The sequence below is a fragment of the Agromyces mangrovi genome, from assembly GCF_030296695.1.
Lineage (GTDB): Bacteria > Actinomycetota > Actinomycetes > Actinomycetales > Microbacteriaceae > Agromyces > Agromyces mangrovi.
Window position 1 is genome coordinate 974,525 of sequence record NZ_AP027737.1, and the last position, 26,228, is coordinate 1,000,752.

The following is a 26,228-nucleotide window of genomic DNA, read 5'->3' on the forward strand; positions in this document are numbered from 1 at the left end:
CCGTCGCGTGCTCTCGGGGCGATCCTAGCGACCCGCTCAGGCGGCGGCCACGACCTTCAACAGGGCTTCGCCGTACGACTCCCGCTTCTTGGCCCCGATGCCGGTGATGCCGTCGAGCTCGGCGATGGTGCCGGGGCGCGCCTGCGCGACCGCGCGCAGCGTCGCGTCGCCGAACACGATGTAGGCCGGCACGCCCTGGGTGCGGGCCTCCTCGGCGCGCCAGGCGCGCAGCGCCTCGAAGAGCTCGACCTGTGCCGGCTCGAGGTCGGCTGCCGCGGGCGCGGCGGCGCGCGAGCGCCGGGCGGGACGGTCGGGCTCGGTGCGCAGCGAGACCGTGCGCGCGCCCGAGAGCACGTCGGCCGAGGCATCCGTCAGCCCCAGCGTGCCGTACTCGCCCTGGGCCGCGACGAGGCCCTGCGCGAGCAGCTGGCGCACGACACCGCGCCACTGCTGGTCGCCGAGGTCGTCGCCGATGCCGTAGGTGGCGAGCTTTTCGTGGCCGTACTGGCGCACGCGCGCGGTGTCGTTGCCGCGGAGGATGTCGATGAGGTGCCCCGCGCCGAAGCGCTGGCGCCGCTCGCGCTCGAGGCGCACGATCGTCGAGAGCAGCTTCTGCGCGGGCACCGTGCCGTCCCACGACTCCGGCGGGTTCAGGCACGTGTCGCAGTTGCCGCACGGAGTGCTCTGCTCGCCGAAGTAGCCGAGCAGGTTCTGGCGGCGGCACGAGACGGTCTCGCAGAGCGCGAGCATCGCGTCGAGGTGCTGCTGCATGCGTCGGCGGTGGGCGAGGTCGCCCGGGCTCTCGTCGATCATGCGCCGCTGCTGCACGACGTCCTGCAGGCCGTACGCGAGCCACGCCGTCGCGGGCTCGCCGTCGCGGCCGGCACGGCCGGTCTCCTGGTAGTACCCCTCGACCGACTTCGGCAGGTCGACGTGGGCGACGAAGCGCACGTCGGGCTTGTCGATGCCCATGCCGAACGCGATGGTCGCGACGACCACGACGCCGTCCTCCTGCTGGAACCGCCGCTGCGTCTCGGCGCGCTGCTCGGGCGGCAGCCCCGCGTGGTACGGCAGTGCGCGCACGCCGTGCTGCTCGAGGTACGCGGCGAGCTTCTCGGTGCTGGCGCGCGAGAGCGCGTAGACGATGCCCGAGACCGGGGCGCCCGTGGCATCGACGCCCTCGCGGCGGATGAAGTCGAGCAGCTGCTGCCGCACCTGCTGCTTCGACTCGATGCGGTACTGGATGTTCGGCCGGTCGAAGCTCGACACGAAGTGCCGCGCCTCGCCGAGCGAGAGCCGCTCGGTGAGCTCGCGGTGCGTGGCCTCGGTGGCCGTCGCGGTGAGCGCGATGCGCGGCACGTCGGGCCAGTGCTCGGCGAGCTCGGCGAGGGCCAGGTAGTCGGGGCGGAAGTCGTGGCCCCACTGCGACACGCAGTGCGCCTCGTCGATGGCGAACAGCGCGATGGTGCCCTGCTCGAGCAGGCGCTTCGCGGCTTCCGTGTTCAGCCGCTCGGGCGCGATGTAGAGCAGGTCGAGCTCGCCCGCGCGGTACGCGCGCTCGACCTCGCGCCGCTCGTCGGGCGACTGCGAGGAGTTGAGGTACGCGGCGCGCACGCCGTTGCGCACGAGCGCGTCGACCTGATCGTGCATGAGCGCGATGAGGGGCGACACCACGACGCCCGTGCCGGGCCGGAGGAGCGCGGGCACCTGGTAGCAGAGGCTCTTGCCCGCACCCGTCGGCATGAGCACGACGGCGTCGCCGCCGCCCGCCACGTGGGCGATGACCTCGGCCTGGTGGCCGCGGAACTCGTCGTACCCGAAGACGGCGTGCAGCGCCTCGATCGCGTCGTCGAAGCGTGCGGGCGCGGTGGCCGAGACCGGGGCGGGGGCGGGCACGGATGCCGCGGGCCCGGCGGGCTGCGCGAACCCGCCGCCGCCCGGCACGGCCGTCTCCCACGCGAGCTCGGGCGGGGGCGACTCGCCGTCCTCGGGCGGAGGGACGGCGTCGGGGTCCCACCAGTCGTCGTCGGGTTCCGGCGCGGAGTTCCAGGTCACCCGACGAGCCTAACGAGGCCCGGCGACGGGCGGGCGATCGCGTCGAACGATCACCCGCACCGTCGCTGGGCAACGTGTGGAGGAGTCGGCGTCAGTCGGGCTTCCGGCGGGTCAGCAGCAGCGTCACGCCGACGGCTGCGCCGATCGCGAGCACGGCACCGCCGATCCAGAGCGCCTCCTCGGGCACGAGCGGTGCGCCCTCGTCGGAGGCCGACTCGGAGGCATCCGTCTCCTCATCGGCGTTCGACGTGCCGCACACGAAGTCGGCGTCGCTGCCCGTGCCGAGCTCGACGCCCGCGGCGGGCGCCCAGGTGAACCCGAACTCGCCCGAGATGGGGTGCCCGTCGGTCGAGACGGCCTGCCAGGCCACCTCGTAGGCGCCCGGCTCGCCGAGGAGCGCCTCGAGCTCGACACTCGCGCCGACGACGGTGCCGCAGCCGTCGCCGTAGTGCAGCCCATCCGGTCCGACCACCTGCACGATGCCCCCGTTGCCGAGGTCGAGCAGGTCGTCGTTCGTGGTGATCGAGATCGTGCCCGGCTGCTCGGTCACGGTCGAGTCGGGCTCGGGGTTCCACGCGACCGGGAAGTTGTGTGCGGCCGCGGGCATCGCCGGAAGCAGGGCCAGGGCGAGCGCCGCGGCCGCGCCGAGCAGGCCGCCGACGGTGCGGCGGCCGGCTCGACGCGGCGAGGCGGAGGTCACTGCTTCGCGGCTCCGCGACGGGCGGTCACCGCGAGCACGATGCCCACGGCGCCGACGACCAGGCCGCCGATGCCGAGCACCCGGGCGAGGACGTCGGTCTCGGAGGCATCCGATGCCTCGCTCGCCTCGGTGCTCTCGGCGTGCGCCTCGTCGGAGTGCTCCTCGTCGGCGCTGTCATCGGTCGTACCGTGCCCGTGCGCGTCCCCGGTCGACTCGGTCACGGTGATGAACGGAGCGGGGCTGGCGGGCTCCTCCTCGCCCTCGGCGGCGACCTCGACCCACGCGGTCTCGCCCTCCTCGCACGCCTGCACGACCGGGAAGACCAGGTCGGTGCCGGCCGCGTCCTCGGCGATGCGCACCTGCAGTTCGACGGTGTCGCGGAACCCGTCGGGGAGCGGCTCGACGGCCGTGTAGACGACCTGCGAGACACGGTCGTCGTCGGTCACGGTCTCGACGTCCCACGTGGCGCTCACGGTCGGTGCGACCGACGCGACCCCCTCGGGGATGTCGATGGCGAGCGACGTGGTGGGCGAGCCCTCGCAGCCGTGTGCGACCGAGAAGGTCATCACGGCGTACGAGCCGGCGGCGGTGCCGCTGGGCGTGACGGTCACGTGGGCGTTCGCGGCGAGCGGGGCCGCCAGCGCGAGGAGGGCGCCGCCGCCGAGGGCGGCAGCGGCGAGTGAGGTGGTGCGGATGGTGGTGCGGATGGTCATGTGCGTCCTGTTCGAAAGCGCGCGCCGATTCGCCGACCCGGCGTCGGCGCGGAATGTGGTGTGGGTGGCGTGGTCGCGACTAGGCGACGGATGCCACGGGCGGACCACGGTGCCGCAGGGCGGAGAGGACGACCAGGCGCGGCCTGGCGACGGGGCGGTGCCAGGTGCGGATCGAGACGCGCGGAGCGTCGATCGGCAGCGTGGCCGGGATGCGCAGGAGGGGCCGGAGCACCGTACGGGCGGCGCGTGCGAGGGCGGCGAACGCGAGGTCGCCGCGCTGGAGCGCCACGACGGTCAGCACCGCGGCGAACGCGTGCGAGGCGAGCATCACCGGGGAGGCGTCGAGCGAGCTGACGCCGAGTCCGCCGAGCGCGGCATCGAACACCGCCGCGTCGACGGGCGCGTGGCCCGCGTGCGCGCGGGTGGGCTGCGGGGCCGCTCCGGCCGGCGCGGTCACCGTGAAGAGGCCATGCAGCACGAGCTGGCTGAGCACGGCACCCGCGGCGGTGCGCGGCAGGCTGGCGGCGGCGCCGACGAGCACCATGCACACGAGTCCCGAGAACGTGAGCGCGAGCACGATCGCGAGCGGGCCGGGCGGATGCCCCCGCCGACCACGTGCGAGAGCGACGCGACGAGCGTGGCGGACGCGGCGACGAACCACCCGCGCGCCACCCGCTGCCATCTCGCACTCACCCGAACAGCGTACGTGAACGCGCCGCGGCCCGCGCACCGGAGTGCGCGGGGCCGCGGCGGTCAGCGCCCGGATCAGAGCGGTGCGACGTCCAGCGTGAACGAGCTCGTGGTGCCGGTGCTCGGCACGTAGATCTCGAAGGTGGTCGGGCCGCTCGCGTCGGACGGCACGAGCACGTCGACGCTCGCCTGGCCGACCTCGTCGGTCGTGGGCGTGTACGACGTGTCGATCGCCGCGCTGCCGACGACCACGCCGCCGACGAGCACCTCCGCGACGTTGGCGTCGATCTCATCACGCGTGAAGTCGAGCGACGACAGGTTCACGGTGAAGCTGCCGCCCGCGTTCACCGACGTGCCGCCGGGCAGGTGCACGCCGACGGCGCGCTGCGCGAGGTCGGTCGTCGCCGATCCGAAGGCGTCGAAGTAGTCGACCATCGACTGCAGGTCGATCTTGCCGCTGTCGGAGACGTTCGTGCCGCTCGCGAAGGTGCTGAAGTTGTCACCGCCCGAAGCGAGGAACGAGTTGACGCCCACCGAGTAGGTGTCGCCCGGCACGACCGGCGAGCCGGCGAGCCACATCTCGGTGATCTTGTCACCGGCGGGGCCCTGCGGGTCGTAGGTGTACGTGAAGTCCTCGCTCACGCCGAGCTTCAGGAACGGACGCGACGCGCCCGCGGGCTGCCACTGCTCCTCGAGCACCTGCTTGAGCTGCGCACCGGTGAGGTCCATCGACACCAGCGTGTTGGCGAAGGGCTGCACGCCAGCCGCCTCGGCATAGGTGACGTCGCCGGCCTCCAGGTCGGCGCGCAGGCCGCCCGGGTTCATGAACGTCACGTCGACCGAGCGCGTGCCGTCGACGTTGAGCGCCCACAGCTGCACGTCGGCGACGAAGTTGCCGAGCGTGGACTCGCCACCGCGGTTCTCCGGGAACGACGTCGAGGTCGCCGGGTCTGCGGCGACGGCACGACCGAAGTTCTCATCCGCCGTGCCGAGCACGACGCTGCCGAGCTCCTCGGCGACCTCGACCGCGTCGTCCACGATGCGCTGGGTCTTGTTGTCCTGCTTGTACGCGTAGCCGACCACATTGCCACCGGCGTCGCGCACCGCGACGTCGTAGATGGTGTTGGACATCGAGACGATCTCGTCGCCGCGCGTGTCGTACTCGATGACCATGTTCGAGAACTTCTGGCCGTACTGGCCGCTCGAGATGACCGGCCGGCCGTCGATCACGTGGTTGTACGCCAGGTGCGTGTGGCCCGAGACGATCGCGTCGATGTTGTCGTTCGCGTTGTTGACGATGTCGCCGAAGCGGGAGTTCGGGTCGATCGCCGACTCGATGGCGGTGGTCGCCGCGCCCTCGTGGACGAGCATGATCACGATGTCGGCCTCGCCGTTGGCGGCGTCGCCGTCGCTCAGCTGGTCGGCGACGCGGTTGGCGGCCACGACCGGCGAACCGACGTCGATCGAGGCGATGCCCGCGGGGCTCACGAGCGCCGGGAGCTCGTCGGTGACGGCGCCGACGAAGCCGATGCTGACGCCCTTGAACTCCTCGATCCAGTACTCGGGCAGTGCCGGGTCCTCGGTGCCGGTGTGGTAGATGTTCGCGCCGAGGTACTCCCAGTCGGCGAGCGGCATCACGCGGTCGGTGAGGTCGTCGAACCCGAGGTCGAACTCGTGGTTGCCCACCGAGCTCACGTCGAGGCCGATCTGGTTGAGCGCCTCGATCGTCGGCTCGTCCTGCTGGATGAACGAGGTGAACGTCGAGGCGCCGATCATGTCGCCGGCGGCGGCGACCACGGTGTTCGTGTTGCCGCGCGAGAACTCCTTGACCGCGCCGGCGAGCGCCGCGGCGCCGCCGGTGGTGCCCGACTGCTCGAGCCGGCCGTGGAAGTCGTTGAAGGTGAGCAGGTTGATCTCGGCGATCTTCTGCTTGCCGGCCGGGGGCGCGGCCTGTGCGGCGAGGGACCCGCCGAGCGTGAGTGCGGCGGCTGCGGCCACGGCGATCGTGCCGGCGACGAGGCGTCCGCCCCGTCGTCGCGTACTGGCCGGGTGTCCGGCCTGGGTCTCCAGCATGTTCCGGGTGCTCCTTCGTTGCGGATGCGATCTCGTCGCGCTTCGGTCCGCCCGCAAGGACACCGCCCGGTGCTCCCGCACCGGTGCGCGCCGTCCCCTCGGGCGCACGACCCCGGACCACGGGAGTGGCAGGGGGTGTCCCCCAGAGTAGGGATGGGCGCCCGCCGTGAACACCCCTCCCGCATGCAATGAACGTGCAATTCACGACGATTTCATGCACGAGTCCGCCGCACGTGCGCAGATGTGCAGACGTGTCCCCGCTGCCTGCTCGGACGAGCACGCGACGCCCGGACTACGCTGAGCGGATGCTCACGGTCGTGGTCGGTCTCGCCGGCGCCCTCGTCTACGGCGCCGCCGACTTCCTCGGCGGCCTCGCCGCGCGTCGGGTGAGCGCGCTGCTCGCCACGGCGGTGGCCGCCGGGTCGGGGCTCGTCGCCCTGCTCGTGGCTTACCCGTTCGTGGGCGGCGCGTGGGGCCGCGACGACGTGCTGCTCGGTGCGCTCTCGGGCATCACGGGCGCGCTCGCCCTGACGCTCCTCTACGCGTGCCTCGCGATCGGCCCGATGAGCATCCTGTCCCCGTTGACCGCGGTGGTCTCGGCGATCGTGCCGATGGCCTGGGGGCTCGCCGCGGGCGAGACGCTCTCGCCGATCGGCACCTGGGCGCTCGGCATCGCACTCGTCGCGGTCGTGCTCGTCGGGTTCGTGCCCGAGCAGGGCGCGGTGCGCCCGAGCCTGCGCGGCATCCTGATGGCGATCGGCGCCGGCGCCTCGATCGGCGCGTTCCTCATCATCATCGACGGCACGAGCGACGAGAGCGGCCTCGTGCCGCTGGTCATGAACCGCATCGTGAGCGTGCTGGTCATGACCACGGTCGTGGTCTCGCTCGTGCTCGTGGCGCGCGGGCGCTCGCGCCGCTGGTCGAGACGGGCGGCGGATGCGGCGAGCGCACGCGCCCCGGAGGACGAGCCCATCGCGTCGGAGGCGCTGCACGCGACCGGTGCCGCGGGCGTGGCCGTGCACGCGGAGCGCCCCGACCGCGAGCCCGGCGACGACGACGCCCCGCGCGGCTTCGTGCTGCGCACGCCCGCCATGGCCGCCGGCATCCGCTTCGCCATCGCCTGCGGCGTGGTCGACGTCGCCGCCAACGTGCTGCTGCTGATCGGGCTGCGCATCGGCGACCTCACGGTGGTGAGCGTGCTCACCGCGATGTACCCGGCCGGCACGATCCTGCTCGCGGCGCTCGTGCTGCGCGAGCGCATCGCGCCGGTGCAGTGGGTCGGGCTCGTGCTCGCGCTGGCGGCCGCGGGGATGCTGGCTGCGGCGTAGCATCCGCCCGCCCGAGCCCTGCCCCTGGTCGGTACACCTAGAGGCGACCGGCCCAGGTCACGCGCACGACCGCGGACCCCTCCTCGGCACTGGCGGCCAGGTCGACCTCGCCGCGGATGCGCCAGTCGTGGTCGCCGGCCGGGTCGACGATGACCTGCTCGACCCGCCAGACGCCCGCGCCGGGGTCCTCGTCGATGGCGAGCAGCCGGGGCGCGCGCGCCGCGCCGTCGGTGCCGATCGCATCATGCTCGGCGTAGTACGCGTCGAGCACCTCGGGCCAGCCGACCTCCGGGTCGAGCTCCGCGAGCTCGTCGTCGCGTTCGAGCGCGGCGAGCTGCACGCGCCGGAACAGCTCGTTGCGCACGAGCACCGTGAACGCGCGCCGGTTGTCGACCACGCTCGGCGGCGCGGGCGGCACGACCTCCGCGGGCTCGGGGCCGTCCTCCAGCGGGTGCGCGAGGCGCTCCCACTCGTCGACCAGGCTCGAGTCGACCTGCCGCACGAGCTCGCCGAGCCACTCGATCAGGTCGAGCAGCTCCTCGGTCTTCGCCTCCTCGGGCACCGTCTGGCGCACCGCCCGGTAGGCGTCGCTCAGGTAGCGGAGCACGAGCCCCTCGCTGCGCTGCAGCTGGTAGAACGACACGTATTCCCCGAACGACATGCTGCGCTCGAACATGTCGCGCACGACCGACTTGGGGCTCAGCTCGAAGTCGCGCACCCACGGCTGGCTCGACGCGAACGTCTCGTACGCCTGCGCGAGCAGCTCGTCGAGCGGCTTCGGCCAGGTGACCTGCTCGAGCGCCTCCATGCGGTCGTCGTACTCGACGCCGTCGGCCTTCATGGCAGCGACCGCCTCGCCGCGCGCCCGGAACTGCTGCTGCGACAGGATCGGGCGCGGGTCGTCGAGCGTCGACTCGATAACGCTCACCACGTCGAGCGCGTAGTGGCCGGTGCCGGCGGATGCGGCGCCCGACGTGTCGTCTGGATCGAGCAGCTCGATCGCGGCGAGCGCGAACGGCGAGAGCGGCTGGTTCAACGCGAAGTTCGGCTGCAGGTCGACGGTCAGCTGGATGGCCGGCTCAGCGGCATCCGACCGCACCACCTCGACGACGCCCGCGGCGACCAGCGTGCGGAAGATGCCGAGCGCACGACGGGCGAGCTCGCGCTTGCGCGACATCGGCTCGTGGTTGTCGAACACGAGGGCGCGGGCGTTCGCGAACACGTCGCCGCCGCGCGCGATGACATTGATGAGCATCGCCGCGGTGAGCTGCAGGTGCGAGGTGAGCGGCTCGGGCTCGGCCTCGATGAGGCGCTCGAACGAGCGCTCGGTCCAGTTGACGAAGCCCTGCGGCGGCTTCTTGCGCACGACCTTGCGCAGCTTCTTCGCGTCGTCGCCGGCCTTGCGCACCGCTACGGCGTTCTCGATCTCGTGCTCGGGGGCGAGCGCGACGACCGTGCCGGCGGTGTCGTAGCCGGCGCGGCCGGCGCGCCCCGCGATCTGGTGGAACTCGCGGGCGGTGAGCTGCCGCATCCGCTGCCCGTCGTACTTGGTGAGCGCCGTGAGCAGCACGGTGCGGATCGGCACGTTGATGCCGACGCCGAGCGTGTCGGTGCCGCAGATGACCCGCAGCAGCCCGCGCTGGGCGAGCTGCTCGACGAGCCGTCTGTAGCGCGGCAGCATGCCGGCATGGTGCACGCCGATGCCCGCGCGCACGAGTCGCGAGAGCGTCTTGCCGAACCCGGTCGTGAAGCGGAACTCGCCGATCTCGCGCGCGATCTCGTCGCGCTGCTCGCGGGTCACGACCCGGATCGACGACAGCGCCTGCGCCCGCTCCATCGCGGCGGCCTGCGAGAAGTGCACGATGTACACCGGCGCCTGCCGCGTCTCGAGCAGCTCCTCGACCGTCTCGTGCGCCGGCGTGACGGCGTACGAGAACGACAGCGGCACGGGGCGCTCGACACCCGTGACCCGCGCGGTGTCGCGTCCGGTGCGACGCGAGAGGTCGTCGGCGAGCGCGGTGACGTCGCCGAGCGTCGCCGACATCAGCACGTATTGCACGTCGGTCAGGGTGATGAGCGGCACCTGCCAGGCCCAGCCGCGGTCGGGGTCGCCGTAGAAGTGGAACTCGTCCATGACGACCTGGTCCAGGTCGGCCTCGGGCCCGCGGCGGAGCGCGAGGTTCGCCAGGATCTCCGCGGTGCAGCAGATGATCGGGGCATCCGGGTTCACCGACGAGTCGCCCGTGACCATGCCCACGTTCGCCGCGCCGAAGATGTCGACGAGCTGGAAGAACTTCTCGCTCACGAGCGCCTTGATCGGCGCCGTGTAGTAGCTGCGGCCGCCTCGGGCGACGGATGCCGCGTGCGCGGCGACGGCCACGAGCGACTTGCCCGTGCCGGTGGGCGTGGAGAGGATGACATTCGCGCCCGAGACGATCTCGATGACCGCCTCGTCCTGCGCCGGGTACAGCTCGATGCCCCGATCGGCGGCCCAGTCGACGAACCCGTCGTAGGCCGCGTCGGCGTCGAACGGCGTCGGCATGCGGTCGAGCAGCGAGGCGGTCACCCGAACGAGTCTGCCGCATGCGTGCCGGCACCCGGACATGAGAGCGGCCGGTGCGCCCCGAGCTCGGGTCGTTGCGCACCGGCCAATAGGTCTCGATCGACAGTCAGTTCCCCCTGCATACGCCGTGTCTCGACCCACTCATACGGTACGAAGCCCAGGGGGTCGCGGCATCGGGGGAAACCCTGATTGTGCGCGGCGTCCGCCGAGGCCTGCGCGCGGGCCGTCAGACCCCGAGCAGCAGCGAGACGAGGAACAGCACGGGCACGGCGCCGACCGTCGTGATGAGCACGGTGTCGCGCGCGATGATCTCGGCGGTGTCGTAGCGCTGGGCGATCGTGAACACGTTCTGCGCGCTCGGCAGGGCCGCGAGCACGGTCACCGCGTAGAGCGTGTGCCCGTCGAGCCCGAACGCGAACCGGCCGACCGCCCACGCGACCAACGGCATCGCCACGAGCTTCAGCACCGACGCGAGCACGACGTCGCGCCGGCCGGAGCCCGGGGCGAGCGGCCGCTGGCCGTGCAGCGAGATGCCGTACGCGATGAGCATGATCGGCACCGCCGCCTGCCCGACGAGGGCGATCGGCTCGGTCACGATCGCCGGCAGCTGCACGCCGGTCACCGACACCAGCACGCCGAGCAGCGACCCGATGATGATGGGGTTGGCGAGCGCCTTCAGCACGGTGCGCCAGACGGATGCCCCGCCGCGGACGACCACGTCGAGCACCGACAGCGCCGCGGGCATGAACAGCAGCAGCTGCAGCAGCACGACCGGCGCCGAGAACGCCGCGTCGCCCAGCATGTACACCGCGATCGGGATGCCGATGTTGTTGCCGTTGACGTAGCCGGCGCCCATGCCGCCGATCACGGTCTGCGCGAGCGGGCGTCGCCAGACCAGCATCGCGATGAGCGCGAAGACGACGAACATGGCGACCGCGGCGATGAACGACACCGGCAGCAGCACCGAGAACAGCGCGCCGACGTCGGCGCTCGAGAGCACGCTGAACAGCAGGAACGGGCCGAGCACGCTGAACGCGAGGCGGCTCAGCACGTACCGGGCGTGCGGACCGAGCACGCCGCTGCGCCCCGCGACCCAGCCGACGAAGATCGCGACCGCGATGACCGCGAAGCCGGTCAGGACGTCCAGCACGTGGGCCTCCTCCTGCGCCCGGTGCGCGATCGTCGTAGGGTCGGACTCGATCCTCCCACCTCCGGCGCCGGGGACCGCGCCCGGGTGGGCGACGCGCGACGAGGGAGACCCGCACCATGACCATGCACACCGCACTGCCCACCGTTCCGCTCGGCACCACCGGGATGGACGTGACCCGCGTCGGGTTCGGCGCCTGGGCGATCGGCGGCGGCGACTGGGCGTTCGCCTGGGGCGCGCAGGACGACGACGCGTCGATCGCGGCGATCCTGCACGCGGTCGAGCGCGGCGTGAACTGGATCGACACGGCGTCGGTCTACGGGCTCGGGCACTCCGAGGAGGTGGTCGGGCGGGCCCTTGCCGCGCTGCCCGCCGATGAACGTCCGTACGTGTTCACGAAGGGCGGCATGCAGTTCGACCTCGCCGATCGGCGGCGGAGGGCGCAGCGCGTGGGTGCACCCGCCGCGATCAAGCGGCACGCCGAGGAGTCGCTCGCGCGACTCGGGGTCGAGCGAATCGACCTCTTCCAGATGCACTGGCCGGCCGACGACGGCACCCCGATCGAGGAGTACTGGAACGCGTTCGTCGAACTCCGCGACGAGGGCAAGGTGCGTGCGATCGGGCTGTCGAACCACTCGGTCGCGCAGATCGACTCGGCTGAGGCGGTCGGGCACGTCGACACGCTCCAGCCCCCGTTCTCGGCGATCGCGCCCGCCACCGCCGACGAGCTGCTGCCGTGGTGCATCGCCCACGACACCGGCGTGATCGTGTACAGCCCCATGGGCTCGGGACTGCTGACCGGCGCGTTCGACGCCGAGCGTGTCGCATCGCTGCCCGAGGACGACTGGCGCCGCAGCGCCCCGGCGTTCACGACCGACCTCGAGCAGAACCTCCGCATCGCCGACGCGCTCGCGCGGGTCGCCGAGCGCCACGGCGTCCCTCAGCCGGCCGCGGCGGCCGCTTGGACGCTCGGGTTCGACGGCGTCACCGCGGCGATCGTGGGGGCGCGTTCCGAGGCGCAGATCGAGGGCTGGCTGCCCGCGAGCTCCCTCGTGCTCACGGACGAGGACTACGCGGAGGTCGCCGCGGCGAGCGCCTGACGCTGGGCCCGTCCCGGCGCGGTCAGCCGCGGAACGTCGGGCGCACCACGTCGGCGGGCCGCCCGCCCGACAGGAGCTCGACGACCGCCTCGACGAGCCGGAACGGCACGAGCGCGACGAGGTGCAGCAGCACGAGCGGGCCGAACGCGGCGACCGAGTACGGCAGCCACACCATGAGCTGGCGCTCGGCGCCCCACGGCAGCGCGAGCACGGCGGGCACGAGCGCGAGCAGCAGCCACCACGGGGAGGTGAACGCCAGCACCGCCGCGGCGATCACGAGCCCGGCGCCCACGATCGTCTGGAGCACGAGCAGCAGGCCGATGCCGGGCGCCGAGTAGCGGATCGTGCGATCGGCCGACACCCACGACCACATCAGCCACGCGCGAAGCAGCGGCACGCCCTGCTCGCGGAGTGCGGTGCGGAACACGCGGTCGTCGACCCGGCGCTGCGCGAGCGTCGCCTCGCGGTCGCCCAGCTCGTGGGCCGCGCGGCTCTGCGCATCGTGCAGCACCGCGGGCGCCGACTGCCGCCCGTAGCTCGCGATGAAGCTCCAGAGGAACTGCGGCACCGACGCCAGGTCGGTCGCCTGCGGCTGCGCGCGGTAGGAGATGCCCTCGACCGGGTCGTCGTACCGGATCGCCTCGAGCACGTCGAACTCGTACCCGTCGGCGGGCCGCTGCGCGAGCGAGATGCGCTCGAGCGGGGCTCCCTCGTCGTCGCTGAACGGCATGCGCACCCTCCGGATCGGCTCGTCACCATCCTGCCCGTCCGGAGCGACACCTGCGCACAGGCCTGTCGGAACATGCGCCCCGAGCCGTAGTGTCGTTCTCGACGCCCCTGCCGGGGTACGCCGCACCGCCGACGACCGCGAGGGAGACGGCCATGGCCGCACCGAAGGCTCCGGAAGCCACGCTCGAGACGGTGGACCTCTGGTGGCGCGCGGCCAACTACCTCAGCGTGGGGCAGATCTACCTCATGCGGAACCCCCTGCTGCGGCATCCGCTCGCCTCGACCGACATCAAGCCCCGCCTGCTCGGCCACTGGGGCACCTCGCCCGGCCTCAACTTCGTGTACGCGCACCTGAACCGCATGATCGTGCGGCGCGGCACACCGACGCTGTTCGTCTGCGGGCCGGGCCACGGCGGCCCCGCGATGGTCGCGAACGCCTGGCTCGACGGCACCTACTCGGAGCTGTTCCCGAAGGTCGGGCAGGACCTCGAGGGGCTGCACGAGCTCATGCGGCAGTTCTCGTTCCCCGGCGGCATCCCCTCGCACGCGGCGCCCGAGACGCCCGGTTCGATCAACGAGGGCGGCGAGCTCGGGTACTCGCTCATGCACGCCTACGGCGCGGCGCTCGACAACCCGGGCCTCGTGGTCGCGTGCGTGGTCGGCGACGGCGAGGCGGAGACGGGTCCGCTGGCCGCGAGCTGGCGCGCGCACGCCTTCCTCTCCCCCGCGACCGACGGGGCGGTGCTGCCGATCCTGCACCTGAACGGCTACAAGATCGCCAACCCGACGCTGCTCGCGCGCATCCCCGAGGAGGAGCTCGTGCAGTTCTTCCGCGGGCAGGGGTACGAGCCGCTGCTCGTGACCGGCGGCTTCGACGACGAGGACCCGATGCGCGTGCACGAGCGCATGGCGGCGGCGCTCGACGAGGCGTACGGGCGCATCCACGACATCTGGGCCGAGGCGCGGGGCACGAACGGCGACGACGACACGGATGCCCCTGAGCCGGACGCCGCCCCCGCTGCCGGCGAGGACGCGACCAGCGTCTCCGACGCCCGCCCGCGCTGGCCCCTGATCGTGCTGCGCACCCCGAAGGGGTGGACCGGGCCGAAGGTCGTCGACGGCGTGCAGGTCGAGGGCACGTTCCACGCCCACCAGGTGCCGCTCGCGGGCGTGCGCGACGACGCCGGGCACCGGGCGATGCTCGAGGAGTGGATGCGCTCCTACTGGCCCGAGGAGCTGTTCGACCTCGAGGGGCGGCCCGCGGCCGGGCTCGCGCCGCTGCGCCCGGTCGGCGGCATGCGCATGAGCGCATCGCCGCACGCGAACAGCGGTGTGGCCGAGGCGCTCGACCTGCCCGACACGGCGCCGTTCGCGGTCGACACGGGCGGCACGCGCACGACCCGCGCCGGCGCGACGACCGTGTTCTCGCACTGGCTGGCCGAGCTGATGCGCCGCAACCCCTCGTCGTTCCGCCTGTTCGGGCCCGACGAGGTGGCGTCGAACCGGCTCCAGGCGGTGTTCGACGTGACCCCGCGGGTGTGGATGGAGGCGCTGCATCCGGCCGACGAGCACCTCGGACGCGAGGGCCGCGTGATCGAGGCACTCAGCGAACACCTCATGCAGGGCATGCTCGAGGGCTACCTGCTGACCGGCCGGCACGGGCTGCTCACCTCGTACGAGGCGTTCATCCACATCGTCGACTCGATGTTCAACCAGCACGCGAAGTGGGTCGAGTCGGCCCACGAGGTGCCGTGGCGGCAGGACATCGCGTCGCTCACCTACCTGCTGTCGAGCCACGTCTGGCGGCAGGACCACAACGGCTTCTCGCACCAGGACCCGGGGTTCCTGAACGTGGTCGTGAACAAGCAGGCCCACGTCGTGCGGGTCTACCTGCCGCCGGACGCGAACACGCTGCTCGCGACCATGGCGCACTGCTTCGGCACGACGAACCGGGTGAACGCGGTCGTCGCGGGCAAGCAGCCGCAGGGCGCGTGGCTGTCGATGGACGAGGCGCAGGCGCACGTCGACGCGGGACTCGGAGTCTGGGAGTGGGCGGGCAGCGAGCGCGGGTACGTGCCCGGCGACCCCGGGGCATCCGTGCCCGACGCCGTCATCGCCTGTGCGGGCGACGTGCCCACCACCGAGGCGATCGCGGCCGCCCAGCTGCTGCGGGAGCGGATGCCGCGCCTGCGCGTACGGCTGGTGAACGTCGTCGACCTGATGCGCCTGCAGGACGCGCGGGAGCACCCGCACGGCCTCTCGCACGCCGAGTTCGACGCGATCTTCACGACCGACAAGCCGGTGATCTTCGCGTTCCACGGGTACCCGGCGCTCATCCACCAGCTCACCTATCGGCGCACGAACCACGCGAACATCCACGTGCGCGGATTCAAGGAGCGCGGCACGACCACGACGCCGTTCGACATGGTGCACCTGAACGACCTCGACCGGTACCGCCTCGCGCTCGACGTGCTCGAGCGCGTGCCCGGGCTCGCCGAGCAGGACGGCGTCGCCGGGCTCGTCGAGGACTGGCACTCGCAGCGACTCGAGGCGCGCGCGTATGCGTACGAGCACGGCGAGGACCCGCCGTTCGTCACCGAATGGGAGTTCTCCGGGCGCTGAGCGCACCGCCTCCGGGCAAGGTCAGGCGGATGCCGCGGGGCCGGTCGAGCCGCGCACCACGAGCGTGGTCGCGAGGAGGTCGTCGGGCAGGTCGTGCCCGTTCGCGCCGACCATCGCGAGCAGCTGGCCCACCGCCCGTTCGCCCGCGAGCACGAGCTGCGCGCGCACGGTCGTGAGCGCCGGCACGATCAGCTCGCTGCCGAAGATGTCGTCGAAGCCCGCGACCGACAGCTCGCTCGGCACGTCGACGCCGTGCGTCGCGGCCTCCTGCATGACGCCGATCGCCATGAGGTCGTTGTACGCGATCGCCGCGGTCGCGTGCGAGGCGCGCAGGCGCCGGTACGCCGCCCGGCCGCCCTCGATCGTGGGCGGATTCGGGCCGATCTCGACGATCGCGATGCCCCGCGCCTCGGCGGCGTCGAGCAGGGCCGCCCAGCGCCGCTCGCTCATCCACGAGGCGGCCGGGCCGGCGAGGAATGCGACCGTGCGATGGCCGTGGTCGTCGAGGTGCGCGACCAGGTCGCCGACACCCGTGTCGACATCGGGCAGCACGCTCGGCACGCCCTCGACCGCACGGTTGATGAGCACGACCGGCTTGTGCGCGGCGAGGCGCGCGATGCGGTCGGAGGCGAGTCGGGTGGTCGCGAGCACCATGCCGTCGACGCCCGGCAGGATGCGCTCGATCGCCGTGGCCTCGGCCTCGCCCGACTCCTGCGACTCGGCGATGACCAGCGTGAAGCCCGCCTGGCTCGCGGCCTGCTCGGCACCGCGGACCACGCCGAACACCATCGGGTTCGTGATGTCGGCGACCACGAGGCCGAGCGTGTTCGTGCGGCCGGTCGGCAGCGCACGCGCCATGGGGTTCATGCGGAAGTCGAGCTCGGCCGCGGCGGCACGGATGCGCGCCTCGGTCTTCGCGCTGACGCGCCCCGGCTTGCCGAGCGCGCGCGACACGGTCGACGGGTTCACGCCCGCGAGATCGGCCACGTCGTAGATCGTGGCCGGGCCGCCTGAGCGGGTGCGGCGGGGGCGGGCGCGCCCTGGGGGCATCCGCTCGGCCCTGCTCCCCGGTGCGGCTCATCGGGCCTCCCGGAGTGCCGCGAGCGCGTCGGCGACGAGCGCGTCGACCGGGTCGGCGACGTCGAGCGCGACCCCCGGTTCGTCGTCGTCGAGCGGCTCGAGCGTCGCCAGCTGCGAGGCCAGCAGCGCCGGCGGCATGAAGTGCCCGGTGCGCGCCCCCGCGCGCTCGGCGAGGAGCTCGGGCGTGCCGTGCAGGAAGACGAAGCGCGTCGCCGGGGCCGCACGGCGGATGCGGTCGCGGTAGGCGCGCTTCAGCGCCGAGCACGCGACCACGATGCCTGCGTCGGCGTGCCGGGCGAGGGTCGCGCCGACCTCGTCGAGCCACGGGGCGCGGTCGTCGTCGTCGAGCGGTTCGCCGGCCGCCATCTTCGCGACGTTCGCCGCCGGGTGCAGGTCGTCGCCGTCGATGAAGGCGGCGCCTGCGCGCTCGGCGATCGCGCGCCCGACCGACGACTTCCCCACCGCCGAGACGCCCATCACGACGGTCGGCGGCAGGGTGGTGTCGGCGCGCGTGCTCATCTCACCAATCATGCACCGTGCCGTCGGCGAGGCGGTTGTACGGCAGGTAGGCCTGCTCGTACGGGTACTTGCCCGCCTCGTCGACGTCGAGGGTGACGCCGAGGCCCGGCTCGTCCCCCGGGTGCAGCATGCCGTCCTGCCAGGTGAACGACTGGCGGAACACCTGGTCGGTCTTGGCCCCGTGCTGCATGTACTCCTGGATGCCGAAGTTGTGGATCGCGAGGCCCAGGTGCATCGCCGCGGCCATGCCGACCGGCGAGATGTCGGTCGGGCCGTGCATGCCCGACTTGATCTGGAACATCGCCGCGTAGTCGAGCGTCTTCTTCAGCGGCGAGATGCCGCCCATGTGCGTGACCGCGCCGCGCACGTAGTCGATGAGCTGCTCGCGGATGAGGTCCTTGAAGTCCCATGCCGTGTTGAAGATCTCGCCGATCGCGAGCGGCGTCGTGGTGTGCTGGCGCACCAGGCGCAGCGCCTCCTGGTTCTCGGCGGGCGTGCAGTCCTCGAGCCAGAACAGGTCGTAGGGCTCGAGCGCCTTGCCGAGCTTCGCCGCCTGGATCGGCGTCATGCGGTGATGCCCGTCGTGCAGCAGCGGCAGCTCGGGGCCGAACTCGTTGCGCACGGCCTCGAAGACGCCGGGCAGGTGGCGGAGGTAGGCCCGGGTGTCCCAGTCCTCCTCGACCGGCTTCGCGCCGCGGCGCGCGGGCTCGTGGTCGTAGCGCGCCTCGCCGCCGCCGGTGTCGGCGGCCTGCGACGCGATGCCGTAGATCGCCTTGAGGCCCGGCACGCCGGTCTGCACGCGGATCGCCCGGTAGCCCTGCTCCTGGTGCGAGCGGATCGAGTCGAACAGCTCGGGCAGCGACTTGCCGGAGGCGTGGCCGTACGCCATCAGCCCGGAGCGGCTCGCGCCGCCGAGCAGCTGGTACACGGGCATCCCGGCCGCCTTGCCCTTGATGTCCCACAGGGCCATGTCGACCGCGGCGATGGCCGCCATGGTGACCGGGCCGCGCCGCCAGTAGGCGCTGCGGTACAGGAACTGCCAGGTGTCCTCGATGCGCTGCGGGTCGCGGCCGATCAGCAGCGGCACCACGTGCTCGGTGAGGTACGCGACCACGGCCAGCTCGCGACCGTTGAGGGTCGCGTCGCCGAGCCCGACGAGCCCGTCGTCGGTCGTGAGCCGCAGGGTGACGAAGTTACGGTCGGGGCTGGTGACGACGACCTCGGCCTTGTCGATGATCATGCTGGTGTTCCTCCGTGGGGGCGGGCGGGGCGCGCGGCCCCGCCCGCGGGGTGGGTGGCTACTTGCGGCGGCGGCCGAAGCGGGTCGGGCGGGCCCGGCCGGTGCGGAGCGCCGCAGTGCTGAGCGACACGTCGCTCGCGGGCTTCGTGAGGCCGTCGGGGTGCTCCTCCGCCGAGATGTCGACGATGCCGCCGTGGCCGGCGACCTCCGCCTCATCGTCGCGGTGGGCCGTGATCTCCTCGACGATCTGCGCGTGGAACTTGTCGGTGAGCGGGTAGAACACCATGATCGCGCCGGCGAGGAAGACGAGCACGGCGGGGATGAGGGCGGCACCGGTGCGGATGCCCCACTCGGCCGCCGTGCCCACGACCTGCTCGCCGACCGCGTAGCCGCCGAAGCCGATCGCGTACGCGGCGAGCGCGCCGCCGACGGCCTGGCCGGCCTTGCGGGTGAACGAGAACACCGCGTAGGTGATGCCCTCGGTACGCACGCCGGTCTTCCACTCGCCGTACTCGACGGTGTCGGCCTCGAGCGCCCAGATGAGCATGGAGACGAACATGATTCCGGGCAGGCCGATCATGCTGCCGCCGAGGGCGACCCACTCGTTCGGGGCGAAGAACGTGATCAGCTGGCCGAGCGAGCCGACCACGGCGCCGGCGATGTACGCGGTGCGCTTGCCGAAGCGGCGCACGACCATCGGCACGAACGGCGCGATCACGAAGATCAGGGCGAGCTGCGCGAGCGAGAGCACGGGCACCAGGTAGAGCGCGTCGAACACGTCGCGCATGAGGTAGATCTGCGCGGTGGTCGACGAGATCATGCCCGACAGCAGCAGCAGCGAGCTGATGCACAGCATGAGCAGCGGGCGGTTGCCCTTGAGGGTGGCGAACGACTGCTTCATCGTGACCTTCGGCACCGCGCGGTAGACGCGCTCCTTGGTGGTGAAGAAGGTGAAGAGGTAGAGCGCCATGCCGACGAACAGGGCCGTCACGGTCACGATCGTGAAGATGCGCTGCAGGTCGTTCTCGGGCGAGAGCAGCGGCGAGACCACGATGCCGAGCAGCGCGCCGACGACGGCGGCGCCCATGGTGCGGAACGTGGCCAGGCGCGCACGCTCGGCGGGCACCTGGGTCATCGCCGCGGCGAGCGAGCCGTAGGGGATGTTGACCAGCGTGTACGCGATGCCGAGCAGGCCGTAGGTGATGTAGGCGTACAGCAGCATGCCGGTCTCGCCGATCTGCGGCACGTGGAACGTCGCGATCGACAGCAGCAGCAGCGGCACCGAGCCGAACAGGATGTACGGGCGGAACTTGCCCCAGCGCTTGGTGTACGTCTTGTCGACGATGCGCCCCGCGATGATGTCGGTGAAGGCGTCGAAGATGCGCAGCACCAGGAAGAGCGTGCCGACCGCGGCGGCCGAGAGCCCCGCGACATCCGTGTAGTAGACGAGCAGGAACATCGACGCGAGCGTGAACGACAGGTTGTTCGCCATGTCGCCCGCGCCGTAGCCGACGTAGGAGATCTTGGGGAGCTTCGGGAGGCCCGTCGTCTTCGGCGACGCGTCCCGGTCGGTGGTGGTCATGCGGTCGGCTCCTTTGCCGTCGGTGGATCCTACGGGGTGGTGGTGGGAATGGTGCGGTCGTGGGGTGGTCGGGGTGGGGCGGATGCCCCGGGGCGGCGTGCGCCCCGGGGCATCCGGGTGTCAGGCCGTTCGGCCGTCGCGCAGTGCGGTCCAGCGCTTGCGGAGGGCGTGCGCCGCGGCCTTCGGCTTGCGGTCGCGGGTGAACGCGCCCTTCTTGTTGCCGTCGACGCGGAAGATGCCGACCGAGGTCTGGAAGTCGGCGAAGTTCCAGACCTGCTCGCCGACCATGGCGTCGACGCGGTCGAACACGCGGTGGTACATGTCGAGCAGGTTCGCCTGGAACTCCTCGGTCCACGGCTGGTCCCACACCGAGTGGAAGCCGGGGATGGTGTCGGCGCCGTACTCGGTCATGATCATGGGCTTGCCGTACATCTGCTCCCAGCCGCGCAGCTCGGCCTCGAGGTGCACCTCGGCCGTGGCGAGGTCGCCCGTGTCGACGTACCAGCCGTAGTAGCGGTTGATGCAGATGACGTCGGCGAACTTCGAGACGCGGCACACGTTCGGGGGCGCCATCATGACGTTCACGAACGTGACCGGGCGGGTCGGGTCGAGCTCGCGGGTCAGCGCGAACAGCGGCTCGAAGTAGTCGTCGGTGCCCTCGGCCATGGTGTCGGGCTCGTTCGCGATCGACCACATGACCACCGAGGGGTGGTTCTTGTCGCGCGCGATGAGCTCGCGGATCTCGCGGCGGTGCGCCTCGGCCATCTTCGGGCCGAAGCCCTCCTCGCCGCCGCCTCCGCCCATGGCGGACATGAGGTCGGCGATGCCGCCCGAGATGCGGCTGTTGAGGCCGACGGCCGACGTCTCGTCGATCACGACGATGCCGTGGCGGTCGGCGTAGTCCATGACCTCCTCGGCGTAGGGGTAGTGCGAGGTGCGGAACGAGTTCGCGCCGATCCAGTCGATCAGCTCGAAGTCGTGCACGAGGAACGCGTTGTCGTGGCCCTTGCCCTTGACCGCGATGTCCTCGTGCTTGCCGAAGCCGGTGAAGTAGAACGGCTCGCCGTTGATGAGGAACTGGTTGCCCTTCACCTCGACGGTGCGCACGCCGACGTGCAGGTCGTAGGCGTCGACGACGGTCTCGCCGTCGACGAGCTCGACCGTCAGGTCGTAGAGGTACGCGGCGCCCGGCTGCCAGAGCTGCACGTCGGCGACCTCGAGGGTCGCCTCGGCGCCCGTGCCAGTGGCGACGACCGCACCCTGCTCGTCGCGCAGGGTGAGCCGCACCTCGGCCTCGCCGGAGGTCTCGACGCTGGTGCGCACCAGGCCGGTCGCGCCCTCGACGTCGGTCACGACGGTGACGTCGGTCACGCGCGTCGCGGGGGCGCTGTACAGCCACACCGAGCGGTGCAGCCCGGAGTAGTTGTAGAAGTCGTGCATGTAGCCCTGCTGCTTGCGGCCGTCGGGCAGGTCCTTCACGAGCCCCGGCGGGACGGTGTCGGGGGTGAGCACGTTGTTCACGCCCACGGTGAGGCGGAACTCTGCACCCGCGGTGACGTGGTCGGTGATGTCGGCCTCGAACGGCAGGTAGCCGCCCTCGTGGCGCACGACCTCGACGTCGTCGACGTACACGACGCCCTCGTGGGTGGCGGCGTCGAGGCGCACGACGATGCGCTCGCCGGCCCAGCCGCGCGGCACGCGCACGGTGCGCTGGTACCAGACCCAGCCGACGTGGTCGCGGATCTTCGCGTCGGTGAACAGGTCGTTGTAGCTCGACGGCACGGGCGCCTCGAGCTTCGTGTCGAGTGTCGACGCCCACGGGTCGGTGAGGTCGCCGGTGTCGACGGCGAACCGCCAGAGGCCGTCGAGGTTGACGAGCTCGCGGGTGGCGGTGGTCTTCGGCTTGAGCATGGTGCCCTCTCTGCGCTGCGGTGCGCGGTATTCGGTTCGGTGGTCGGTGGGTTCTGTGGTCCGGGTTCGGGTCCGGTGGTTCAGGTGACGGATGCCACGGGGACTGCCGGTCGCAGGGCGGCGGCGTGCGCGCGCACGACGTCGGCGGCGTCCGGGTCGGCGGCGAGTCGCGGCGAGACCAGGTCGAGCAGGCGCCCGACGGGGTCGGCGGCGGCCAACGCGCGGTCGATCGCGTCGTCCTGGGCATCTGGCGCGCGGTGGCCGCCCTGCACCGCGGCGATCCAGGAGGCGACCGCCTCGAGGCTCGCGGCGGGCGTGCGGCCCGCATCGAGCGTGCGCTCGGCGACCGTGACCGCGCGGTAGCGGGTCTTGGTCGCGGCGTCCTGCGCGATCTGCTCGAGGCGGTGCACGATGCGCGGGTTGGCGAAGCGCTCGATCAGCGCACCGCGGTAGTCGGCGTGCTCGATGCCCTCGGGCAGCAGCGCGACGGCCTCGCCCCAGTAGCGCTCGACGAGGTCGCGGCAGGCCGGGTCGGCGATCGCTTCGGCGACCGTCTCGTGGCCGCGCAGCGGGCCGGCCGCGGCGAGGATCGAGTGCGCGCCGTTCAGCAGCCAGAGCTTGCGCTGCTCCCACGGCTCGATGTCGTCGACGAACCGCGCGCCCGCGGACTCCCAGTCGGGGCGCCCGGCGGGGAACTCGCCCTGCAGGGTCCAGTCGGCGAAGGGCTCGGCAACGACCGGGCAGGCGTCGCCGCGGAGCTCGAGGGCGTCGGCGGCATCCGTCTCGGAGAGCCTCGGCGTGATGCGGTCGACCGACGTGCTGACGACCGACGCCTCGGCCGCGATCCAGGCGGCGAGCGCGTCGTCGACCATGCCGGCCGCGGCGATGAGGCCGGTGCGCAGCCACCGCCCGTTGTCGGGCACGTTGTCGCACGGCACGATCGCGATGGGTCCGGCGGCGGCGCGGCGGCGGGTCTCCAGCCCGAGGAGGAGGCGGCCGAGGGCGGAGTTCGCCGCCACCTCCCCGAGCGGGTCGTGGTGCGCGAGCGCGTCGCGCAGGTGCTCGATGTCGGCGGCGAGCACGGCGTCGGCCACGTCGGGCCGCCCGTCGGGCAGCAGCCGGTAGCCGGCCTCGGTGATCGTGAGGGTCACGATCGCGACGCGCGGGTCGGCGACGAGGTCGGTGAAGCGCGCGAGGTCGTCGCCGCGGTGCGCCTCGACGATGCTGCCGACGACCTCGGTCTCGTCGCCGTCGGCGCCGCGGCGCGTCAGCGTGTAGAGGTGGTCCTGCGCGGCGAGCGCGACGGCGGCCTCCGGCGAGCGGCCGGTGAAGGCGGCGATGCCCCACTCCGAGGCATCCGTCGCCCGGGCCGTGAACCACGCCTGGTGCGCGCGGTGGAAGGCCCCGAGGCCGAGGTGCACGATGCGCACCGGCGGGGTGGGCACGCCGGCCGTGGCGCGGGAGAGCGAGGCGGTCACAGCTTGAACACCTCCCGCGGGATGGCGTCGACCAGGTCGTGCGCGATGCGCGTCGCGGTCGGCAGGCTCACGCGGCCCTCGCGCACGAGGCGGGCGAGGAACGCGGCGTCGAGGCGGCGCGCGGTGTCGTGGCGGGCGGGGATGGACAGGAACGCGCGGGTGTCGTCGATGAAGCCGCTCGAGCGGTAGAAGCCGGCGGTCTCGGTCACGGCCGAGCGGAAGCGCAGGATCGCGTCGGGCGCGTCGAGGAACCACCACGGGGCGCCGATGTACAGGCTCGGGTAGAAGCCCGCGAGCGGGGCGACCTCGCGCGAGTACACCGTCTCGTCGACGGCGAAGAGCACGAGGTGCAGGCCCGGCTCCATGCCGTAGCGCTCGAGCAGCGGGCGCAGGTTCTCGGTGTACTCGGTGCGCACCGGGATGTCGTGGCCGCGGTCGGCGCCGAACCGGCGGAACGTCTCGGTGTGGTGGTTGCGGCGCACGCCCGGGTGGATCGTCATCACGAGCCCGTCGTCGACGCTCATGCGTGCCATCTGCAGCAGCATGTGGCCGCGGAACGTGCGCGCCTCGTCGGCGGAGAGCGTTCCGGCGACGGCGCCGGCGTAGAGGCGGTCTGCGACGTCGGAGGCGATGTCGGCCGTGAACGGCTCGAGCACGCCGTGGTCGGCGGAGACCGCGCCGTGCGCGACGAAGTGGGCGCGGCGGGCCTCGAGCGCGGCCAGGTAGCCCGCGAAGTCCGTCGCGGTGCCGGTCGCGGCGTGCAGGCGCGCGATGCGGTCGGCGAAGCCCGGCGCCTCGGGGTCGAGGTACGCGTCGGGGCGGAAGGTCGGGAGCACGCGACCGGTGAACGTCGGGTCGGCGGCGAGTGCCGCGTGGGCGGCGAGGTCGTCGAGCGGGTCGTCGGTCGTCGCGAGCACCTCGATGCGGAAGCGGTCGAACAGCGCGCGGGGCCGGAAGTCGGGGTCGGCGAGCGTCGAGGCGATGCGGTCGTAGAGGCGGTCGGCGTTCTCGGGCGCGAGTTCCTCGGTGATGCCGAACAGGGTCTGGAACTCGTGCGCGAGCCAGTAGCCAGACGCGGTGCCGGCGAAGCGGTGCCAGTGCGCGGCGAGCAGGCGCCAGACGTCGCGGGGGTCGGCGGCGCTGTTCGGGTCGAGGCCGAGCTCGGCGAACGAGGCGCCGGATGCGACGAGGAGGCGCGTCACGTAGTGGTCGTGCGTGACGAAGAGCTCGGTCGGGTCGGCGAACGGCTGGTCGTCGGCGAGCATGCGCGGGTCGACGTGGCCGTGCGGCGAGAGGATCGGCGCGTCCGCGACCGCGGCGTAGAGCTCGCGGGCGATCTCGCGGGTGCGCGGATCGGCCGGCAGCAGGCGGTCGCCATCGAGGCCTGTCGTCATCGTCATGTCCACGAGTGTGACATGGATCTCGAGTCTCTGCAACCGGTTGCCAACAGACCAGTGCGCTATTCGATGCGGCACTCTGGGCTGATGCCGGTGTCCGCGCGCAATCGGCTGCCAGAACAGGCGCAAAGCCGGGCGGGCTGGCCGGTGCGACGGATGCCGCGGGGCGGCGACCTACCAGCGGGCGTGGACGGCCTCGCGGAACGCGCGGTCGTAGAGCTCGCGCACGGCGTCGTCGAGGCCCGCGTCGAGCGTGATCGACCCGGCGGCGGCGTTGGCGCGGGCCTGCTCCGGGTTGCGCGCGCCGGGGATGACGGTGCTCACCCCGGGCTGCGCGGCGGCCCAGGCCAGCGCGAGCTGCGCGGTCGAGGGCACGGCCCCGCCCGGGGCATCCGTCACGAACTGCGGCGCGAACTGCGCGAACTGCTGCGCGGCGCGCACGCCGGTCGCGAAGTCGACGCCGGCGAAGGTCTCCCCACGTCGAACGCCGACCCGTCGCGGTTGTACGTGCGGTGGTCGTTCGCGGCGAAGGTCGTGTCGGTCGTGTACTTGCCCGACAGCAGTCCGCTCGCGAGCGGCACGCGCACGATGATGCCCACGCCCTCGGCTTCGGCGGCGGGCAGCAGCACGTCGACCGGCTTCAGCCGGAACGGGTTCACGATGACCTGCACGGATGCCACGCGCGGACGCGCGATCGCCGTGAGCGCCTGCGAGACCTCCTCGACGCTCACGCCGTACGCGGCGATGGCGCCCTCGTCGACGAGCGTGTCGAGCGCGTCGAACACCTCGTCGTCGGCGAACACCGCGGTCGGCGGGCAGTGCAGCTGCACGAGGTCGAGCGTGTCCGTGCCGAGGTTGCGGCGCGACCGATCGGTCCACGCGCGGAAGTTCGCGAGCGAGTAGTTCGCCGGCTCCTGGGGCATCCGCCGGCCCATCTTCGTCGCGACCGTGACGCCCGAGCCCGGGTGGTCGGCCAGCCAGCCGCCGATGATCGTCTCGCTGCGGCCGTCGCCGTAGACGTCGGCCGTGTCGAAGAACGTGACGCCCGACTCGGCGGAGGCGTCGAGCACCGCGCGCGCGTCGGCCTCGTCGACGTCGCCCCAGTCGGCGCCGAGCTGCCAGGTGCCGAGTCCGATCGCCGAGACGGTGCGTCCGGTGCGTCCGAGGGTGCGGGTCTGCATGGCGGTCCTCCGTGGCTCCTGCGCGGCCCGGGAGCGGGCACGCGCCCTTCGAGCCTACGCGCGCACGACGCCCCGGGCGCTCCCCTGACACGGTCGTGCGCCCTCGCTATCGTGGAGACG

18 protein-coding genes and 1 pseudogene are annotated in these 26,228 nt (G+C 72.5%); 3 read left to right on the forward strand and 16 right to left on the reverse strand.

The genetic code is table 11. The features are described from left to right. Positions 1 to 36: 36 nt before the first annotated feature. The 5 genes from recQ to QUE38_RS04690 all read right to left on the reverse strand — a co-directional run bounded on the left by recQ (position 37) and on the right by QUE38_RS04690 (position 6,231). Complete coding sequence (recQ, locus tag QUE38_RS04670; RefSeq protein WP_286310446.1) at positions 37 to 2,055, reverse strand: DNA helicase RecQ; 2,019 nt, start codon at positions 2,053 to 2,055, stop codon at positions 37 to 39. Between the two features lie 91 nt (positions 2,056 to 2,146). Continuing rightward, positions 2,147 to 2,755 (reverse strand): copper resistance CopC family protein, encoded by a 609-nt coding sequence (locus QUE38_RS04675; RefSeq protein ID WP_286310447.1) that lies wholly within the window; start codon positions 2,753 to 2,755, stop codon positions 2,147 to 2,149. Next, positions 2,752 to 3,468, reverse strand: a complete 717-nt coding sequence (locus tag QUE38_RS04680) for a YcnI family copper-binding membrane protein (RefSeq protein WP_286310448.1) — start codon at positions 3,466 to 3,468, stop codon at positions 2,752 to 2,754. The genes QUE38_RS04675 and QUE38_RS04680 overlap by 4 nt, the downstream gene beginning before the upstream one ends. 79 nt (positions 3,469 to 3,547) lie before the next feature. After that, positions 3,548 to 4,045 (reverse strand): hypothetical protein, encoded by a 498-nt coding sequence (locus QUE38_RS04685; protein WP_286310449.1) that lies wholly within the window; start codon positions 4,043 to 4,045, stop codon positions 3,548 to 3,550. Between the two features lie 188 nt (positions 4,046 to 4,233). Continuing rightward, positions 4,234 to 6,231, reverse strand: a complete 1,998-nt coding sequence (locus tag QUE38_RS04690; protein ID WP_286310450.1) for a bifunctional metallophosphatase/5'-nucleotidase — start codon at positions 6,229 to 6,231, stop codon at positions 4,234 to 4,236. Positions 6,232 to 6,536: 305 nt separating this feature from the next. Here QUE38_RS04690 and QUE38_RS04695 point away from each other — a divergent pair, with 305 nt between their 5' ends. Next, complete coding sequence (locus QUE38_RS04695) at positions 6,537 to 7,559, forward strand: EamA family transporter (protein WP_286310451.1); 1,023 nt, start codon at positions 6,537 to 6,539, stop codon at positions 7,557 to 7,559. 37 nt (positions 7,560 to 7,596) lie between these two features. Here QUE38_RS04695 and QUE38_RS04700 read toward each other — a convergent pair whose 3' ends face one another. Both QUE38_RS04700 and QUE38_RS04705 read right to left on the reverse strand, forming a co-directional pair. After that, positions 7,597 to 10,101, reverse strand: a complete 2,505-nt coding sequence (locus tag QUE38_RS04700) for a DEAD/DEAH box helicase (protein WP_286311656.1) — start codon at positions 10,099 to 10,101, stop codon at positions 7,597 to 7,599. A 247-nt stretch (positions 10,102 to 10,348) separates the two neighbouring features. Further along, complete coding sequence (locus QUE38_RS04705; RefSeq protein ID WP_286310452.1) at positions 10,349 to 11,272, reverse strand: AEC family transporter; 924 nt, start codon at positions 11,270 to 11,272, stop codon at positions 10,349 to 10,351. 116 nt (positions 11,273 to 11,388) lie between these two features. Between QUE38_RS04705 and QUE38_RS04710 the strand changes: the two genes are divergently transcribed. After that, complete coding sequence (locus QUE38_RS04710) at positions 11,389 to 12,369, forward strand: aldo/keto reductase (protein WP_286310453.1); 981 nt, start codon at positions 11,389 to 11,391, stop codon at positions 12,367 to 12,369. A gap of 22 nt (positions 12,370 to 12,391) precedes the next feature. Here the strand turns inward: QUE38_RS04710 and QUE38_RS04715 are convergent, their stop codons facing one another. After that, on the reverse strand, positions 12,392 to 13,099 hold the full coding sequence (locus QUE38_RS04715; protein WP_286310454.1) for a DUF1353 domain-containing protein: 708 nt from the start codon (positions 13,097 to 13,099) through the stop codon (positions 12,392 to 12,394). Between the two features lie 152 nt (positions 13,100 to 13,251). Between QUE38_RS04715 and QUE38_RS04720 the strand changes: the two genes are divergently transcribed. Next, complete coding sequence (locus tag QUE38_RS04720) at positions 13,252 to 15,720, forward strand: phosphoketolase family protein (RefSeq protein WP_286310455.1); 2,469 nt, start codon at positions 13,252 to 13,254, stop codon at positions 15,718 to 15,720. A 21-nt stretch (positions 15,721 to 15,741) separates the two neighbouring features. Here the strand turns inward: QUE38_RS04720 and QUE38_RS04725 are convergent, their stop codons facing one another. The 8 genes and pseudogenes from QUE38_RS04725 to QUE38_RS04760 form a co-directional block, all read right to left on the reverse strand. Then, the gene (locus QUE38_RS04725; RefSeq protein WP_286310456.1) at positions 15,742 to 16,707 is read right to left on the reverse strand and encodes a LacI family DNA-binding transcriptional regulator; all 966 of its coding nucleotides are present in this window, start codon (positions 16,705 to 16,707) and stop codon (positions 15,742 to 15,744) included. A gap of 90 nt (positions 16,708 to 16,797) precedes the next feature. Continuing rightward, positions 16,798 to 17,319, reverse strand: a complete 522-nt coding sequence (locus tag QUE38_RS04730) for a gluconokinase (RefSeq protein WP_286310457.1) — start codon at positions 17,317 to 17,319, stop codon at positions 16,798 to 16,800. Position 17,320: 1 nt separating this feature from the next. Next, entirely contained in the window at positions 17,321 to 18,559 is a 1,239-nt protein-coding gene (manD, locus tag QUE38_RS04735) for a D-mannonate dehydratase ManD (protein WP_286310458.1), read from the reverse strand. A gap of 58 nt (positions 18,560 to 18,617) precedes the next feature. Next, complete coding sequence (uidB, locus tag QUE38_RS04740; protein WP_286310459.1) at positions 18,618 to 20,141, reverse strand: glucuronide transporter; 1,524 nt, start codon at positions 20,139 to 20,141, stop codon at positions 18,618 to 18,620. Between the two features lie 120 nt (positions 20,142 to 20,261). Next, entirely contained in the window at positions 20,262 to 22,052 is a 1,791-nt protein-coding gene (gene uidA, locus QUE38_RS04745) for a beta-glucuronidase (protein ID WP_286310460.1), read from the reverse strand. 80 nt (positions 22,053 to 22,132) lie between these two features. Continuing rightward, positions 22,133 to 23,530, reverse strand: coding sequence for a mannitol dehydrogenase family protein (locus QUE38_RS04750; RefSeq protein WP_286310461.1), 1,398 nt, complete (start codon positions 23,528 to 23,530; stop codon positions 22,133 to 22,135). Beyond that, positions 23,527 to 24,930: a glucuronate isomerase gene (gene uxaC / locus QUE38_RS04755; RefSeq protein WP_286310462.1), complete on the reverse strand. Its 1,404-nt coding sequence runs from the start codon at positions 24,928 to 24,930 to the stop codon at positions 23,527 to 23,529. The genes QUE38_RS04750 and uxaC overlap by 4 nt, the downstream gene beginning before the upstream one ends. 171 nt (positions 24,931 to 25,101) lie before the next feature. Then, a pseudogene (locus QUE38_RS04760) lies at positions 25,102 to 26,108 on the reverse strand (aldo/keto reductase). Positions 26,109 to 26,228: the final 120 nt, after the last annotated feature.

What these genes read in the sequence shown, in the direction of transcription:
- QUE38_RS04680 (WP_286310448.1), bottom strand. Translation starts at nt 3,468, where the DNA reads ATGACCATCCGCACCACCATCCGCACCACCTCACTCGCCGCTGCCGCC.
- QUE38_RS04690 (WP_286310450.1), bottom strand. Translation starts at nt 6,231, where the DNA reads ATGCTGGAGACCCAGGCCGGACACCCGGCCAGTACGCGACGACGGGGC.
- QUE38_RS04695 (WP_286310451.1), top strand. Translation starts at nt 6,537, where the DNA reads ATGCTCACGGTCGTGGTCGGTCTCGCCGGCGCCCTCGTCTACGGCGCC.
- QUE38_RS04700 (WP_286311656.1), bottom strand. Translation starts at nt 10,101, where the DNA reads ATGCCGACGCCGTTCGACGCCGACGCGGCCTACGACGGGTTCGTCGAC.
- QUE38_RS04710 (WP_286310453.1), top strand. Translation starts at nt 11,389, where the DNA reads ATGACCATGCACACCGCACTGCCCACCGTTCCGCTCGGCACCACCGGG.
- QUE38_RS04715 (WP_286310454.1), bottom strand. Translation starts at nt 13,099, where the DNA reads ATGCCGTTCAGCGACGACGAGGGAGCCCCGCTCGAGCGCATCTCGCTC.
- QUE38_RS04720 (WP_286310455.1), top strand. Translation starts at nt 13,252, where the DNA reads ATGGCCGCACCGAAGGCTCCGGAAGCCACGCTCGAGACGGTGGACCTC.
- QUE38_RS04730 (WP_286310457.1), bottom strand. Translation starts at nt 17,319, where the DNA reads ATGAGCACGCGCGCCGACACCACCCTGCCGCCGACCGTCGTGATGGGC.
- manD (WP_286310458.1), bottom strand. Translation starts at nt 18,559, where the DNA reads ATGATCATCGACAAGGCCGAGGTCGTCGTCACCAGCCCCGACCGTAAC.
- uidB (WP_286310459.1), bottom strand. Translation starts at nt 20,141, where the DNA reads ATGACCACCACCGACCGGGACGCGTCGCCGAAGACGACGGGCCTCCCG.
- uidA (WP_286310460.1), bottom strand. Translation starts at nt 22,052, where the DNA reads ATGCTCAAGCCGAAGACCACCGCCACCCGCGAGCTCGTCAACCTCGAC.
- uxaC (WP_286310462.1), bottom strand. Translation starts at nt 24,930, where the DNA reads ATGACGATGACGACAGGCCTCGATGGCGACCGCCTGCTGCCGGCCGAT.